Raw genomic sequence first — 16576 nt, 5'->3', positions numbered from 1 at the left:
TCCGGTAATGCTTTTAAAATAAAAGCCTTTTATCTGTATTATAGATGCCAACCGATTGTTGGCAACCGTTTGGCTCATTTCCTTATTCTATAATGGCCGCCACTTGGATAAGGCAGTCACCTGCTTCACTGTCTGTATGTAAACGGTGAGAAATGACAATGCCTGATGCAGAAAAATGCAATATTTCTTCTGCTTCGCCAACACGTTGAAAGTCATGATACCAGCCGGCTACATCACCCTTCTGTACATAGTCACCTAAATTTACTGCTGGCTCAAACCAGCCACGTCTCGTTGCATAAACGGCTTGCTCATGTGAATTAAGACGTAATAATTGGGTTGTTTCGGCCTGTCTTTGTGTCGGCAAAAATTCTTTATTGGTTAAGCCAGTTGTCAGCAGTAATTTGTTAATCGCTAGGGCGGTCATTTGCATAGTCTGAGTTGTAACTGTACCGCCGCCGCCGAATTCGCCGCTTATTCCAATTGCGTCTGCTCTTGCAGCTGCTGCCATTGATGTGGGTGCATCAATACCATTTCGAGCGATGAATGCATGGGGCATACCCATTGCTTTTAATAATTCAAGGGCTCGTTCAGAGCGTACTGGATCATCATTTTCCTCGATCAAACCGGTAATGAGATGCGCCATTGACGTCCCACCCGAATGGAGGTCAAAGATAATATCGTGCTGCGGAAACAGGTCGTGTTCCAGAAAATGTGCAAGCCGCTCAGTCGGCTGACCTGCAGGATTGCCAGGGAATGATCTGTTTAAATTGCCGTTATCGAATGGTGAACGGCGACGTCCTGCCATAACGGCTGGCAGATTGGTAAAAGGTAAAATCGTCAGTTCACCCTTGATATCTTCGGGTTCAATCAAGCGTATCAGGCGTGAAAGGCAGATTTCCCCTTCATATTCATCACCGTGATTACCAGCCATTAAAAGGACACGTGGCCCGTTACCATTCTTGATACGGCAAATAGGTGTTCTGATATGATAATAAGGTGAACGATCAACGGAATGAGGCATCCCTAAATAATCAATGATCTTACCGTCTCGGTTAAAATCAATGGAATGGTATAAGCCTGTGTGCATTTGTTTACCTGATAAGGGGGAGGGCGGCCCCGTAATTTATGAAGATGCTCAAAATTTCATCCGACGGTTAAACGCCGGATGAAAAGCTATGTTAAAGGGAGACACAGATGATTACATGTTTGGTAAATCTTGTTTCTCTTTAAAATATGTTTGTTGCAGGTCGCCAAGTTTACCGTTCAGACGATTGAAAAAAACAAATGTATTGATCCAGTTCAGCAGATTTTGCTCGCCTTGTTTTACTGCGATATGCGCAGGCGACTGGCGGATCAGAAACACCAGCTCGGTGGCTTTATCCGGATTGTCTTCACCGACTTTCACTGAAATGGCGCTATTTTCTGCAAACATTTCTACTTGACCGGCCAGATAGGCTGCAATGGCAGTTGGGGTATCTTCAAATCGTACCACTTTCACATCCGGCGCATTATCAGTCAGCCAGATATCAAGTGTTGAGCCTTTTGCGACTGCTACCTGTTTGCCTGCTAGATCAGCGGCATCTTGTACTCGTGGAGTACCCTTAGCGCCATAAACTCCGAGGCTGACGGCAGCATAGGGCTGTGAGAACATAACCTGTTGGGCGCGTTCCGGCGTTGCGCCTAAAGCTGCAATCATAACGTCAATTTTATCGGCCAAAAGGCTCGGAATACGGCTCTGTCCGGTTAATGGAACAAGTTCTAGCTCTGCATTGAGATCATTCGCCAAAAGTCGTGCGAGATCGATATCCAAACCAGTATCTTTGCTATCAGCACCTTTGAAGCCCCATGGCGCTGCATCTAGCAGCACACCAACGCGGATTTTACCGCTGGATGTTATATCTTCAAGTTTATCAGCCAAAGCGGAACCGGATGCAAATAATCCGGCAACCAAAGCAGTTGCTACTGTCAAATTACGAAATAGTTTCATGTTCTTCCTCCCATAGGTAATTAGTGTGTGACTTACACATTAAGCCGCAGCGCCAATAAAACTGCGAAGTTCAGGTGTCTGCGGATTTTCGAAAAGGTCTTTGGGGGTGCCTTGCTCCCAAACACGTCCTTGATGCATAAAAACCAATTTGGTTGCGACATTACGGGCAAAGCCCATTTCGTGCGTTACCAACACCATGGTCATTCCTTGGCGGGCCATATCTTCGATGACCTTTAAAACTTCGCCCACTAACTCCGGATCAAGCGCTGATGTCACTTCATCAAAAAGCATCAGTTGCGGGCTCATAGCGAGGCAGCGTGCTATTGCGACACGTTGTTGCTGCCCGCCCGATAATTGCTCAGGGTAGGCGTCAACTTTATCGGCCAGACCAACGCGTGACAGAACGTCAAGCGCAAGAGTTCTGGTTTCTTTTTTTGTAATTTTGCCAGTTAAAACCGGTGCAAGGGTCACATTTCGTTCAATGTTCATATGCGGAAAGAGGTTAAACGCCTGGAAAACAATTCCGACTTTTTGCCGCATTTCGCGTAAGTTAGGCATGTCAGTTGCTATGCGTTTACCATCGATGCGTATTTCGCCTTCATTGATGGTTTCAAGCGCATTGATACAGCGTAGAAGTGTGCTTTTACCTGAACCGCTTTTACCGATAATCGTGACGATTTCACCCTTATTAATATTGAGCGACACACCTTTTAAAACTTCAAGCGCACCAAAATTTTTACGAACATTTTTTATCTCAACGAGCGCCATTATACTGCACCTCTAATTTTCGGGACCACGCGGTAAGTGGAAAACAAACGGCAAAATAAATGACTGCAACAATGGAATAGACCAACAGTGGCTGAAAGGTTCCTGCGCTGACTATTTGGCCTGCGCGTGCAAGCTCAACGAAACCTACAATTGAGGCCAGCGATGTATTTTTCACCAGTTGAACGAGAAAGCCTACAGTTGCAGGCAGCGCGATGCGAAAGGCTTGCGGTGCAATGACGTATCGAAATTGATGCCATTTACTAATTCCGAGGCATGCGGCCGCTTCCCATTGCGCATGTTTGATGGCTTGAATGCCGCCGCGCCAAATATCACCAAGAAAAGCGGCTGTATAAATTGCATAAGCAACGCCCACTGCGACCATAGCAGGTATGTCATAGCCCAGGAAAACTGGGATGCCGAAGTAAAAAAACATCAGCAACCCTAAGAGGGGGATACCTTGAATGATTTGAATTAAGCACGAAGCCAGGATGCGGAGCACTGTTGTTTTACCTGTGCGCAATAGTGCAAGCCCTAGTGCCAAGGGAGTGCCAAATGCCAGCGCCAGAATGACTAACGCAACAGTCCATTGCAAAGCGGTAAGAAGAGCGAATAAGTCGAGTATATTAAAACTACGCATTTACTATCCTAACGACGCACTGGCCAGCGGAACATCAAATGTCCAAGTACCGCGAATAAAAGTTTGAAAGACAGTGAGAGGGCGAGATAAATCGTGCAGATTAAGGCGTAAACTTCAAAGCTACGATAGGTGCGGCTATCGACAATGCCTGCCACGTGAAAAAGCTCATCAACGGAGATCTGCGAAGCAATTGAGGTGCCTAACAGTAGCAAAATGAATTGGCTGGTAATGGACGGATAAATATTACGTAAGGCGGGAGGTAAAATGACATAACGCATGACTTGTAAATGCGTGAGTCCTATGCACATGCCTGCTTCGGTTTGACTGGCGGGAATGGAGTCAATTCCTGAACGAATAATTTCAATTGAATAGGCACCAAAATACAAACTCAATGCGACTGACGCCGCTATCATAGGATCAAGCTTGATACCTAATACAGGCAACCCGAAGAAGATGATAAATATTTGAATCAGAATGGGAGTGTTGCGAATAACTTCAATATAGGACTGCAAGAACGCACGAACCGGTCGAGAACCGCCTCGTATTAAATATGCCCCGTATATGCCGATAATTATGCCGATAGCTGCAGAGATAAGTGCAAGCGTGAGGGTTGTATAAACTCCTGATATCAATGCATCCCAGTAGCGCCAAATAGGTCGAAAGTTCATGGCACTCATATTTGGCTACTTTTAACTTTAAATACGTAAGCGGTATGATTGATTGATTGAGTATTTATATCCGGAGCAAGGTAAATACTGCTGCATGAAATATATTGAGCTCTATCGAGTTTTTTACGAAGAAACCTCTTTCTGACCATCATCAACATATCTATCCTCCCAAATGACAACGTTATCATTAGCGTTATCATTAAATGATAACGTTGTCATTAAGGTTTTTTTTAGAAAATCAAAATTCAGTGTGATTTCATGCTGAAATGGAATTTCAGTGACAGTCGCATCAATTGATAACAGCAAAAAAGTAGGACATGGGAAATCATTAACGTGTTTTTTAACTGGTGTATTTGGCCGTATTGGTACTGCATTCGTCAATCATGCAGACACTCAATATCAATTTCTCTTTGCTGATCAGAATATCGCTTCATTAGAGGAACACAATGAATTGTAAAGGTTATTAGGCTGAAGATACACCATTCGCAATGTTTAAGGGTGTCGGGTATAATCGGGTCTCTCTATAGTTAGAGCCTTCAGCAAACTCGGTATGGTTCACAGTAGTTCCTGCATTATGTTGATAATGTCATCCAATAATGGATTGGGTGTACTGCTGGTTGGTCTGATTGCAAAATAAGAAACCTGGATAGTCGGCTCAAAAGGTATGGCCACGCAATCAACACCGGAAGAACGCAGCGTCGTTTTATCAACAATGCCAACTCCCATCCCGGCAGCCGCAAAATGACTGCAATTGAGCATTGATGTTTCCATAGTGGAGAGCGGCTGATGTTCTTCATGCGAAAAAGCGCGATCCAAAGCTAACCTCAACGGGGAATTGCGCCCAGGCATCAAAACTCTTTCATTTATAAGATCAGCGGGTGTGATAACTTTACGTGTGGCTAGATGATGATCTGGTGCCAAAGCAGCAACGGCATGTGTGTTACTCAAAGGAATAGCATTTTTATCCGACATCTGTGGTGCAGCAAAAACCAGTCCCAGATCATAACGGTTTTTATCTACCATATCCCAGATATGACGACTGTTCTCGACATCAATTACTAATGGCACATCCATACGGTTACCAACCGCCTTAAGGATTGCGTGCTGTAAAAATGGATAAACGAGCGAGGTTACGCTCGCAATTCGTAAAACTGTATTTTTATGCTGACGAATATCATTGGCTGCCTGCGAAAGCTGATCGAGCCCCAAATAGAGCCTTTCCACTTCCCGATAAAACTGGACGCCCACAGCTGTCGGAATGAGGCGCGCACCTCCCCGTTCGAATAATGCCATTTCAACCGCGTCTTCAAGATCGCGGATCAAACGGCTGACAGCTGGCTGGGTAATATTCATCATTTCAGATGCAGAAGTCACACTGCCTGTCATAATAACGCTTCGAAATGCTTCTACTTGGCGTGGTTTCAATCGCATCGTAAACTCCTAACAATATAATATTAAGGCATAACCTTAGCACAAAATGCAATTTTTCTTTTGGTGCTAAGGTCGTTAGTCTCAGTAAACCGCTAGGAGTAGTGCGGCTAGAATTGTCTTGAGGAGTTCTCAATTATGAAATTTTCTGCATTTGCCGCTGCACTGGCAGGTTCGGTTTTGTTTATGCCGGTCACCGGACAGGCTGAAGATCTAATAGTCGGCCTTGCTGCATCCACCACTTCTATGGATCCGCAATTTTATGTTGTTGGTCCTAATAGTGCGATGGCGCGCAATATATTTGACGGACTTGTCAATCAGGATGATAAACAGCAAATTCAGCCAGCATTGGCTGTATCTTGGAGAATTATCGACGACACGACATGGGAATTTAAGCTTCGTGAAAATGTGAAGTTTCATGATGGCAGTGATTTTGATGCGGAAGATGTCGTTGCGAGCATCAAACGTATCCCGCTTGCCTCTACCAATAGCCCGAGCTCCTTTGCGCCTTATGTGAAAGCAATCACAGACATTGTGGCAATTGACCCGCACACGGTTCAAATCAAAACGGATGTGCCAACACCACTTCTCGTAAACAATTTAAGCCGCATTGCCATTTTGCCTGCTGAAATGGGTACTGTGAGCACAGAAGAAATGAACAGCGGTAAAGGTGTAATCGGCACCGGGCCGTTCAAATTTGTATCATGGTCACCTGATGACAATGTTGTAGTCGAACGCAATGATGACTATTGGGGCGAGAAAGCGCCATGGGATAAAGTTACTTTCCGCGTTTTCAAGAATAATAGTGCCCGTGTTGCTGCGATCCTGTCAGGTGATGTTGACATGATTGAAAGCATTCCGACTCCTGACACCCGAAAAATGGAACAAGCAGACAAGCTTAAAGTGGTCAATATTGCGGGTAACCGCATTATGTATCTTCATATGGATCAAGACCGTGAAGAGTCGCCCTTTGCAAAGGATGCAAACGGTAAAAATCCGCTTCTGAAACCAGAAGTGCGCCGTGCTATGTCGCTTGCAATCAATCGTGAAGCGCTTGTCGACCGCATCATGGACGGGCAGGGCGTACCGGCTGGTCAGGTTGTACCGGAGGGCTATTTCGGCTTTGATCCGGCTATTCAAGTGGATGCTTATGATCCTGAAAAGGCCAAAGCCCTTTTGGCAGAGGCCGGTTATCCGGACGGATTTACACTCACCTTCCACGCTTCCAACGACCGTTATCCGAACGATTCGAAAGTTGCGCAGGCACTTGGTCAGTTTTTCAGCCGTATCGGCATTAAAACCGATGTCGCGACACTGCCGGGCAGTGTTTACTTCTCCCGTGCTTCCAATCTGGAGTTTAGCCTGATCATGGGCGGTGCCGCTGTTGAAACCGGCGAAGCATCCGGTGTACTTGGCCCGATCCTTGAAACTTACGGTGACAAAGCAGGGCAGGGTAACCGTGGCCGTTACTCCAATCCGGAATTTGACAAGGCACTGAGTGAAGCCCGTGTCACACTGGATGAAACCAAGCGTGAAGAATTACTGCGCAAGGCCACTGAAATCGCTATGACTGATCTTGGTGTTATTCCGGTTTTCTATCTCGCCAACACATGGGCAATGAAAGAAAACCTTGATTATGCGGGTCGCTCCGACGGTTACACATTACCTTACTATGTAAAGCCTCAGTAATCTGAAAGGAACTATGATGTCCTTTCATGGGGTATTTCCTTATCTCGTCTCTCCGGTGGGTTCCACCGGAGAGATTAAAACCGCTGTATTAGGTGATCTGACGGAGCACCTCATTGCAAGCGGTGTCCATGGTCTGACACCTTTAGGCAGCACCGGCGAATTTGCCTATCTCAACCAAACACAACGACGTTCTGTGGTCGATACGGTTATTGCCGCCAATCGCGGTCGTGTTCCGGTTGTGGCAGGCGTTGCTTCCACTTCCATTCGTGATGCGGTTGAACAAACCGAATATATGGTAGAGGCAGGTGCTGATGGCATTCTGGCCATTCTGGAAGCCTATTTCCCTGTGTCCGATGAAGGTGTTGAAGCCTATTTCACCGCCATTGCCAAAGCTGCCAAAGGTCGTCCGGTTGTTATTTATACCAATCCGCAGTTTCAGCGCTCCGATCTGACTTTACCGGTCATTGAGCGGTTGAGCCATGTGGACAATATTCAATATATTAAAGATGCCTCCACCAATACGGGCCGTCTTTTATCTATCATTGAACGCACTGAAGGTCGCTTGAAGGTTTTTGCCGCCTCCGCGCATATCCCTGTTTGCGTCATGATGATTGGTGGTGTGGGCTGGATGGCTGGTCCGGCTTGTATAGTGCCCACACAGAGCATCGAACTTTATCAAACAGCCAAAGCCGGTGACTGGACAAAAGCCATGCAGATGCAGCGTCCGATGTGGCGCGTGAATGAAATATTCGCCAAATATTCCATCGCTGCCTGCATCAAGACAGCCCTGCAATTGCAAGGCTTTGCCGTTGGTGAACCGATTGCACCGCAACGACCTCTCAATGAGGCAGCGCGGGCAGAAATCGCGCAGGTATTGCGTGATGTCGGTGCTCTTTGACACTTTGAGTTTCCTGTTATTAAGGCAGATGAATGATGAAGCCGATTTCAATTATCATTGATTGTGATCCCGGCATTGACGATACGATTGCCCTGCTAACTGCATTTGTATCGCCGGAACTGAATATACGCGGTATCACACCGGTTTGTGGTAACCAGCCGTTGGAAAACACGGTGCGCAATGCTTTGCAGGTCTGCGAGCTGGGCGATCGTACAGATGTGCCGGTTTATGCGGGCTGTTTCAAGCCTATGGTTCGTGAGCCGATCTATGGTCAATTTCATGGAAAATCCGGCCTTGGCAACACAATGCTGCCTGATCCGGTTAAGAAGCCCGAAACACAATCTGCTGTCGATTTTCTGATTGAGGAACTTTCAAAGGCTGCCGAGAAGCAGGAGCCGATTACGCTGTGCTGCATAGGTCCTATGACCAATCTTGCTGTAGCGTTACGCATCAAACCGCAAATTGCTGCCGGTGTCGAACGCATCATTATGATGGGCGGCGCTTATCGTGAATCCGGCAATCGCACTATGACAGCCGAATTCAACATGGTGGCTGATCCGCATGCAGCTCATATTGTCTTTTCCAGCAATATCCCGATTGTTGCACTCGCACTTGATGCAACGCATCAGGTGATGCTGAAACCGGAACATGTCAGTGAATTTGCACGTGTCAGCGGACGTATTTCTACAACTATTTCCGAGTTAATGATGTTCTGGGATCGCAATGATGTGCGCCGTTATGGTTCGCGTGGTGGCCCTTTGCATGATCCACTTGTGATTGTTTATCTGTTAGCTCCGCATTTGTTTGAGAGCGAACCGGCGCGTATTTTCGTTGAGCACGAGAGTCAATTATGCATGGGGCAAACTATTGCTGACTGGTACGGTAAGAGTAATCTCGAACCGAATGCACAGATTGTATCTAAAGTGGATGCACCGGCTGTAATTGAGCTGATGCTTGAACGCTTGTCCCGCTATGCAGATGATAAAGGTGCCGCATGAAGCCGCATAAGATCATCATCGATACTGATCCGGGCGTTGACGATGCAGCAGCCATTTTAATGGCGCTGGCATCACCTGAACTTGACGTTCTCGGATTATCGGTTGTTGCGGGCAATGTTGCCTTGCATGATACGGTTACCAATGCATGCAAGATTATTAATCTCAGCGGCAGGCGCGATGTGCCTGTTTATGCCGGTGCTTCAGGGCCATTGGTGCGCGAGCAGGTCTATGGTAAATATGCCCATATCGGTGCGTTTGATGATGAGATTGCTGATATTGGTGATATCATGCCAGAACAGGAAAGCGCTGTTGATTTTATTATCCGCAGTGCGAGAGCGGCAATTGCAACTGGTGAGCAAATTACTCTTTGTTCCATTGGGCCGATGACCAATCTTGCCTTGGCATTAATTCAGCATCCAGATGTCAAACTAGGTATTAAGCAGATTGTTTCCATGGGTGGTGCATTTACCGCAATGGGACATCGTACTCCTTGGGCAGAGTTTAATATTTATGCTGATCCGCATGCAGCGGATATTGTTTTCAAGTCAGGAATTCCGATTATATTAATGCCTCTGGATATGACATTCCAGGCATTGCTAACCCAGTCTCAGATGGAGACGTTCCGTGCAGGTGGAAAAGCAGGGCAAGCACTGTTTGATTTGTTTACGGCCTTTGACCGTTCAGATCCCAACCGGCTTGGCCGGGAAGGTGGCCCAGTGCACGATGCCACAGTGATTGCATGGCTGCTCAAGCCTGAGCTTTTCAAAGGCTGCGAAACTTATGTCGGTGTCCAGATTACTGGGCTGACGATGGGCTATACCTATGCTGATTTTTATAACAAATTGAACCATGTGCCTAATGCGTTGGTCATGACCGAAGTGGATGAGGCGGCTTTTCTCAACCTGCTGACCGAACGCATTGCAAATTATGGCGCTGTTCATAATAACGGAGAAAAACAGCCATGAGTGGATATCTCTTGAGCCGTTCCATCCAAACCGTGCTGACATTGTTTGTCATGTCGGTTCTGGTTTTCGTCGGTCTGTATCTCGTTGGCAATCCCGTGGATGTGCTTTTAAGCTCTACTGCAACACCTGCCGAACGGCTACAGGTTATCCAGTCCTTCGGTTTGGACAAGCCGGTTTGGGAGCAATATTGGCTGTTTCTCACACGCGCACTTTCTGGTGATCTGGGTAATTCCTTTATTTTTAACCAGCCCGCTCTAACGCTGATTTTGAATCGGATGCCAGCAACACTGGAGCTCGCTTTTACAGCGCTTGTTATGGCATTGGTTATCGGTATTCCACTTGGCATTTATGCCGGTTTGAAACCAAAAGGCCTAATTTCAAAATCGATCATGACTTTCTCCATTTTAGGATTCAGTCTGCCGACCTTCTGGATTGGCCTTGTGATGATCATGTTTTTTAGCGTTTATTTGGGCTGGTTGCCCGCTTCAGGGCGCGGCGATACGGTGGATGTTTTTGGCGTTCCGGTTAGTTTTCTCACTCTTGATGGCCTGTCCCATCTGATCTTGCCTGCTTTCAACCTGGCATTGTTCAAAATATCTCTGGTAATTCGTCTGACCCGTGCCGGCGTGATGGAAATCATGCAATTGGATTTTGTTCGTTTTGCCCGTGCAAAAGGTTTGCCAGAGCGTCATATCCTGATCAAACATGTATTGAAAAATACATTGATCCCACTGATTACCGTTATAGGTCTTGAGCTTGGCTCGTTGATTGCCTTTGCTGTTGTCACTGAATCCATCTTTGCTTGGCCAGGTATGGGCAAACTCATCATTGATGCGATCAGTGTTCTCGATCGTCCTGTTATCCTTGCATATCTGATGATCACCGTTGTGATGTTCAGTGTCATTAACCTGTTGGTCGACATACTTTATTCTATTGTTGATCCCCGTGTACGTCTTGAAGGAAATTCATGATGAGTGAGGATAAAGCTACAAGTGTTTCCGTTCATGCGGGTAGTACAGGTACAAAAAACGCAAAATCACGTGCACCAATCTGGAATGTTTTGTCCGCGCTTGTGCATGACAAGCTTGCTTTGACCGGTATTATTTTTCTGTCGATTTTTGTGCTGGCTGCAGTTTTTGCGCCACTTATTGCGCCACAAAACCCATATGATCTGGCACAACTGGATATTATGGATGGCAGATTGGCACCGGGTTCGCAAAGCATGACCGGCATGACTTATCTGATTGGCACAGATGATCAGGGACGAGACCTCTTTAGCGCCATACTCTACGGTCTGCGTACCAGTATTCTGGTCGGCGTTTCCAGTGCGGCTATTGCGCTGATCATTGGCGCATCTATTGGTCTAGCAAGTGCTTATATTGGCGGCAAAACCGATGCTGTCTTGATGCGTATTGTTGACATTCAGCTCAGCTTTCCGGCGATCCTTATCGCATTGATCTTTCTTGCCATTCTGGGGCAGGGCGTGGATAAAATCATCCTCGCGCTTGTTGTTACCCAATGGGCTTATTATGCGCGTACCATCCGCGGTTCAGCACTCGTCGAGCGTAAACGCGCATATGTTGATGCGGCCCGTTCGATGGCTTTGAAAGACCGCAGTATCCTGTTCCGGCATATTTTGCCCAACTGTCTGCCGCCGTTGATTATTGTTGCTACCATGCGCGTTGCCTATGGCATTATGCTCGAAGCAACCTTGTCTTTCCTCGGAATCGGTCTGCCGGTGACCGAGCCCTCACTCGGTCTGCTTATTTCAAACGGTTTTGAATATATGCTTTCCGGTGATTACTGGATCAGCCTTTTCCCAGGCGTGGCACTCTTATTGCTGATTGTTTCCATCAATCTGATCGGTGATGCGCTGCGCGACATCCTCAACCCTCGCAGAGAAGGCTGAGCCATGAATAAGACAACTAGTCCGATCCTTTCGATTTCAGGCCTCAATACGTCGTTTCGTGTTAACGGGGAATGGCGCAATGTCGTGCGCGATGTCAGTTTTGATATTGCGCCTAAAGAAACTGTCGCTGTGGTGGGTGAATCCGGCTCCGGTAAAAGCGTTACCGCCATGTCGATCATGCGTTTGCTGTCGCCGGATAATTCACGCATTACCGGCCAGATTGATTTTGAAGGTCAGGATCTTCTGTCGTTGCCACTGGATGCTATGCAGAAAATCCGTGGTAACCGCATCGGTATGATCTTTCAGGAACCGATGACCTCGCTTAACCCGGTATTACGCATTGGTCAGCAGATTACAGAAGTTTTGATGTATCATCGTAGTATGTCACAAAGTCAGGCTGAAGCCGAAGCTGTGCGCTTACTGGACAAAGTGCGTATTCCGTCGGCTAAATCCCGTCTTGGCGAATATCCGATGAACTTTTCCGGTGGTATGCGTCAGCGTGTTGTCATTGCAATTGCGCTGGCTTGCGATCCCAAATTGCTGATTGCGGACGAACCTACCACTGCTCTTGATGTGACTATTCAAGGGCAAATTCTTGAGCTGATCAAAACCTTGCAGCAAGAAGAAGGGCTTTCAGTCCTCTTTATCACCCATGATATGGGCGTAGTGGCAGAAATCTCCGACCGCACGGTTGTGATGTATCGTGGTGAGCAAGTAGAAACCGGCACAACAGAAAGCTTGTTTGCTGGTGCGAAACACCCTTATACGCGCGCTCTTTTATCAGCGGTGCCACAATTGGGTTCTATGAATGGTAAAAATCACCCGTTACGCTTTCCATATGTAGATATGCAAACCGGTGAAGTGCACCCACCAAAAGAAACCGAAGATACAGTGAAACGCGATGAGCCGCCTGTCTTGAAAGTTGATCAGCTGGTGACCCGTTTCAATATCAAGAAGGGTTTTCTCGGCAAAACTGTTGGTCGTGTTCATGCGGTTGAAAATGTATCACTGGAACTGCGCCGTGGTGAAACCTTGTCACTGGTGGGAGAATCCGGTTGTGGTAAATCAACCACTGGTCGCTCCATCATTCGCCTGACCGATCCGGTTTCCGGCACGGTCACGATTGGCGGACAGAATGTGCTTCAAGCGGGAAAATCCCAACTTGCTGATATACGCCGTGAAGCACAGATGATTTTTCAAGACCCTTATGAAAGTCTGAATCCGCGTATTCGTATTGGTGAGGCTATTGCAGAGCCGATTGTAGCGCATGGCTTGGCCAGAGCAGATGAAGCACGCCAACGCGTTGGCGATCTTCTGGAACGTGTTGGTCTTTCAGCATCTATGATGGATCGTTTCCCGCATGAGTTTTCGGGCGGTCAAAGGCAGCGTGTTTGTATTGCGCGCGCACTTGCTCTTGAACCTAAATTGCTGATTGCGGATGAATCTGTCTCTGCACTCGACGTGTCAGTTAAAGCGCAGGTCATCAATTTGATGCTCGATTTGCAGGAAAAATATAGTCTCGGCTATCTCTTTATCAGCCATGATATGGCGGTTGTCGAGAGGATCAGCCACAGGGTCGCGGTGATGTATCTGGGGGAGATTGTAGAAATCGGCTCACGTCAGGCAGTTTTTGAAAATCCGCAGCATGAATATACCAAGCGTCTGATGGTTGCTGTTCCAATACCTGATCCGTCACGCCGCCAAATCCGCCGTGTGAATAATGACGAAATCAAAAGTCCGTTACGTGCACCCGATTATGTTGTGCCACAACGTATTTATGAACAAGTGGGCGACGACCACTTTGTTCAAGTGACATAAATCTGGAGAAGCACTGTGATCATTACCTTTGGTTCCATTAATGTGGACTTTATGTTTCAGCTTGCAGATATGCCGCAGCCCGGCCAGACCTTGCTTGCGTCAAGTTTTCATACGGAAGCTGGAGGTAAAGGTGGTAATCAGGCACTGGCAGCCGCACGGGATGGCGCAGAGGTTTTCATGTGTGGTGCAGTCGGCCAAGATGCCCTGGCACAAATTGGCCTCAGTAACCTTGAAAAAGTTGCTAATGTTGATCGTGTAGAGCGACTTGAACAGCCTACAGGTTGCGCGTCGATCTATACGGACAGCAATGGACAGAACATGATAGCAGTTGCTTCTGGCGCCAATCTGGAAGCATCTTCTGACTGCATTGAAGATAGCTTACTCAACAAAGCCAATATTGTTTTACTACAGATGGAAAACAAGCCGGAAGAGGTTGAGAAGCTTATCCGGCGTGTTCATCAGAGCAATGCCATATCAATCTTGAATCTCGCGCCTGCCTATCGCTTAAGTGAAGATATTTTATCCTTATGTGATTTGATTGTTGTCAATGAAGATGAAGCAGAAGCGCTTGGCCGATGGTTTCATTGCGATCCATCCGCTGAGAGTTTAGCAAAGCGATTACAAACTGGCATTGTTCGCACACTCGGCGGAAATGGTGCAGAAGCTTTTGTGAACGGTCAGAATATCCGTGTTTCAGCCATGAAAATTGAGGTCTTAAACACGACTGCTGCCGGTGACTGTTTTGTTGGTGTGTTAGCTTCATCAATGGATAGCGGTTTATCGCTAGAAGATGCAATGAAACGAGCAACCATTGCTGCTGCAATTGCTTGCACCCGTGCTGGAAGTCAGCAAAGCATTCCGCAAGCTCAAGAAACGGATCAATTTATCATAGCTTAGATGGCCTGAACCGGTTTTGCTGTAAAACTTAGAAAGTGATACTCAGACTTAACTGTTATCAAATGACGTTGTTCGTCTTTATAGAATTTACAGTTGTCAGTCGTTTTGCAGTCTTATGTATAAAATCCGCTTGCGAGATTCTACAATACCCTGTTCGAGCATCGCATTCATAAATTCTATTTGATTGAAAACCGATTATCCCTCGTAAATATTAAATTGTAACATCAAACGTCTATTCGGAAACGATCGTCTGTCAGCTTGGCTGTGAGGATGGCAGACAATACGCTCTCCTTAAATCGCATACTAATTTACCTGTATCGGTCGCTCCATTGATAAAAAAAATTCATAGATTTAAATATGTTAGGAGCTTCGTCAATCGTCACCTGCGTAATTTCGACGGTTCTATTATGGTGGTCTTTGTACGATGCAAGAAGCTATGAAATGGAGTTCCTTGAAACTCTGTCGTTGCCATTTTCATCAACACGTGGACTAACACCAAGGCCACAGCTACTACACCCACACCCAAAATAAAGGCGATGATCAGCACCGGTTTATGGTAGGTTTGCTTGATCATCAGTCACAGAAACGGCAGCTTTTTTCCGGGAATGTCTCGCTGACTTTGACCGCCAGCAGCCAGAACATGACAGGCAGAGCCAATAAAATAATGAGACTTATTCTTCTTTGATGATCGGGATTCATAAAATATCCCTCAATTCACAGTAGAGAATACATCCAAACCTTGGCGGCGCAGTTCACCATGAACCATATTCATATGTTCAGGTCGAAAAATCCCGCGTAATAACAAAACAATTTCCATCAAGACAGGGTTTATATCCAGTTTAGACTCTGCATTCTGATGCTGGTTATTTTCGTCAGCAGCGCGCTTTTCATCACTACGTCTTACGCTATCTAAGCGAAGGTCATGAATTGCTGATTTTAACGCGCTAATTTCTGAAATTGTATTTTCGCTCTCTTCCAGCTTGCCCCGCAGAAACGTACTGAGGGTCATTTGATTAAGACGCGCTGCCTTCTCATATTTAAGGTAAGTGGATGCGTTTAAGTGTATTCTGACGGTCTCGGTTTTCATAAATCAATCCATTAAAAAACATGAGGGCTTCAAAATTCTGTGGCCTATAAAGTAGCCAACTTAGTTATTAAAATTATTGGCTAATTTCATGTTTTTGTAGACCAATATGTGGCCTTAATTATGTGGGTTAAAAAATAAATACAATAATTACAAAGTCTTATGAGTTTTATAGGTTGCGTATGGTGGGGGCAAAATTTAAGGGTTCGCTAGCATCAGACTTTTAAGGAAAAACCAGTACCCTATAAGCGGAACGATTTAAAAAGGCAGTCAATATTATGATTGTATAAGCCTATCAGTTTCAGCAGGCGTTAAACGGAAGCAGCAACTAAAATCAGACATAAACACTAAACATAACAAACTGATTTTAATAAAAAGGTTTCTCAATAAAAGCTCATGTCACCAATTGTAGAAACACAAATAAGAAAGGCCCGTGTATTGAAAAGCGGCATTGTTTCTCAATACACGGGCCTTTCTTATCAATCGGAATCTGCGGGGGGCTTGTGCGACTAATCCAGCAAAGGGTTGCAAATGCCTGACGCTACAATCATCCCCGCCGGTTTTGGTCTGGCTCGTCAGCGGAATATATGGCAGATAAAACAGGCTTACGCCATCCTCCTATTCCTTAAGTAATGAAATAAACTCGGAGCTTCAGTGTCCAGCTGGTCCAAGTTTTTGGTAGTGTTGCAAATTTTCATCATTGCTGAAGTATATGCCAGTTATTGTGAATAATTGAGTGAGGTGGAAGCGGACGGCGGTCGATTTCAAGGGAACTCATTTCCCTAAAAGTGTCATTCTGCACGCGGTCTTCTTTTACGTGCGTTATCCAG

16 protein-coding genes are annotated in these 16576 nt (G+C 46.2%); 9 read left to right on the top strand and 7 right to left on the bottom strand.

Translation table 11 applies throughout. The features are described 5' to 3' along the window. Nucleotides 1–82: 82 nt before the first annotated feature. From ACI0FR_RS15155 to ACI0FR_RS15135, 5 genes are all read right to left on the bottom strand, one after another. Nucleotides 83–1087: a M14 family metallopeptidase gene (locus tag ACI0FR_RS15155; RefSeq protein WP_404908478.1), complete on the bottom strand. Its 1005-nt coding sequence runs from the start codon at nucleotides 1085–1087 to the stop codon at nucleotides 83–85. A 111-nt stretch (nucleotides 1088–1198) separates the two neighbouring features. After that, nucleotides 1199–1987, bottom strand: coding sequence for a transporter substrate-binding domain-containing protein (locus ACI0FR_RS15150; RefSeq protein ID WP_404908476.1), 789 nt, complete (start codon nucleotides 1985–1987; stop codon nucleotides 1199–1201). A 39-nt stretch (nucleotides 1988–2026) separates the two neighbouring features. Continuing rightward, a complete protein-coding gene (locus ACI0FR_RS15145) occupies nucleotides 2027–2755 on the bottom strand; it encodes an amino acid ABC transporter ATP-binding protein (RefSeq protein ID WP_404908473.1) in 729 nt (242 codons plus the stop codon). Further along, nucleotides 2742–3392 carry an amino acid ABC transporter permease gene (locus tag ACI0FR_RS15140; protein ID WP_404908472.1) on the bottom strand — a complete coding sequence of 217 codons (651 nt, stop codon included), beginning with the start codon at nucleotides 3390–3392 and terminating at the stop codon, nucleotides 2742–2744. Before ACI0FR_RS15140 ends, ACI0FR_RS15145 begins: the two co-directional genes overlap by 14 nt. A gap of 8 nt (nucleotides 3393–3400) precedes the next feature. Then, nucleotides 3401–4069, bottom strand: coding sequence for an amino acid ABC transporter permease (locus tag ACI0FR_RS15135; protein WP_404908469.1), 669 nt, complete (start codon nucleotides 4067–4069; stop codon nucleotides 3401–3403). Nucleotides 4070–4337: 268 nt separating this feature from the next. Here ACI0FR_RS15135 and ACI0FR_RS15130 point away from each other — a divergent pair, with 268 nt between their 5' ends. After that, complete coding sequence (locus ACI0FR_RS15130) at nucleotides 4338–4517, top strand: hypothetical protein (protein WP_404909807.1); 180 nt, start codon at nucleotides 4338–4340, stop codon at nucleotides 4515–4517. A gap of 98 nt (nucleotides 4518–4615) precedes the next feature. Here the strand turns inward: ACI0FR_RS15130 and ACI0FR_RS15125 are convergent, their stop codons facing one another. Then, on the bottom strand, nucleotides 4616–5491 hold the full coding sequence (locus ACI0FR_RS15125; protein ID WP_404908464.1) for a LysR family transcriptional regulator: 876 nt from the start codon (nucleotides 5489–5491) through the stop codon (nucleotides 4616–4618). Between the two features lie 135 nt (nucleotides 5492–5626). Here ACI0FR_RS15125 and ACI0FR_RS15120 point away from each other — a divergent pair, with 135 nt between their 5' ends. From ACI0FR_RS15120 to ACI0FR_RS15085, 8 genes are read left to right on the top strand one after another with little or no spacing between them, the layout of a single operon-like run. Continuing rightward, nucleotides 5627–7177, top strand: coding sequence for an ABC transporter substrate-binding protein (locus ACI0FR_RS15120; protein WP_404908461.1), 1551 nt, complete (start codon nucleotides 5627–5629; stop codon nucleotides 7175–7177). 16 nt (nucleotides 7178–7193) lie between these two features. Beyond that, nucleotides 7194–8075 (top strand): dihydrodipicolinate synthase family protein, encoded by an 882-nt coding sequence (locus ACI0FR_RS15115; protein WP_404908459.1) that lies wholly within the window; start codon nucleotides 7194–7196, stop codon nucleotides 8073–8075. Between the two features lie 35 nt (nucleotides 8076–8110). Then, nucleotides 8111–9073 (top strand): nucleoside hydrolase, encoded by a 963-nt coding sequence (locus ACI0FR_RS15110; RefSeq protein WP_404908500.1) that lies wholly within the window; start codon nucleotides 8111–8113, stop codon nucleotides 9071–9073. Continuing rightward, nucleotides 9070–10038, top strand: a complete 969-nt coding sequence (locus tag ACI0FR_RS15105; protein WP_404908456.1) for a nucleoside hydrolase — start codon at nucleotides 9070–9072, stop codon at nucleotides 10036–10038. Before ACI0FR_RS15110 ends, ACI0FR_RS15105 begins: the two co-directional genes overlap by 4 nt. Further along, a complete protein-coding gene (locus ACI0FR_RS15100; protein ID WP_404908453.1) occupies nucleotides 10035–11009 on the top strand; it encodes an ABC transporter permease in 975 nt (324 codons plus the stop codon). The genes ACI0FR_RS15105 and ACI0FR_RS15100 overlap by 4 nt, the downstream gene beginning before the upstream one ends. Then, complete coding sequence (locus ACI0FR_RS15095) at nucleotides 11009–11947, top strand: ABC transporter permease (protein WP_404908450.1); 939 nt, start codon at nucleotides 11009–11011, stop codon at nucleotides 11945–11947. The genes ACI0FR_RS15100 and ACI0FR_RS15095 overlap by 1 nt, the downstream gene beginning before the upstream one ends. 3 nt (nucleotides 11948–11950) lie before the next feature. Continuing rightward, complete coding sequence (locus tag ACI0FR_RS15090; RefSeq protein WP_404908447.1) at nucleotides 11951–13765, top strand: ABC transporter ATP-binding protein; 1815 nt, start codon at nucleotides 11951–11953, stop codon at nucleotides 13763–13765. Nucleotides 13766–13780: 15 nt separating this feature from the next. Beyond that, nucleotides 13781–14662: a ribokinase gene (locus ACI0FR_RS15085; RefSeq protein ID WP_404908445.1), complete on the top strand. Its 882-nt coding sequence runs from the start codon at nucleotides 13781–13783 to the stop codon at nucleotides 14660–14662. Nucleotides 14663–15371: 709 nt separating this feature from the next. Here ACI0FR_RS15085 and ACI0FR_RS15080 read toward each other — a convergent pair. Beyond that, nucleotides 15372–15749 (bottom strand): hypothetical protein, encoded by a 378-nt coding sequence (locus ACI0FR_RS15080; protein WP_404908439.1) that lies wholly within the window; start codon nucleotides 15747–15749, stop codon nucleotides 15372–15374. Between the last annotated feature and the right edge of the window lie 827 nt (nucleotides 15750–16576).

This window comes from Paenochrobactrum sp. BZR 201-1 (assembly GCF_044987585.2).
GTDB classification, from domain to species: domain Bacteria; phylum Pseudomonadota; class Alphaproteobacteria; order Rhizobiales; family Rhizobiaceae; genus Paenochrobactrum; species Paenochrobactrum pullorum.
The sequence above is the reverse complement of the archived record's forward strand: the minus strand, read 5'-3'. Positions and strand labels throughout refer to the sequence as shown.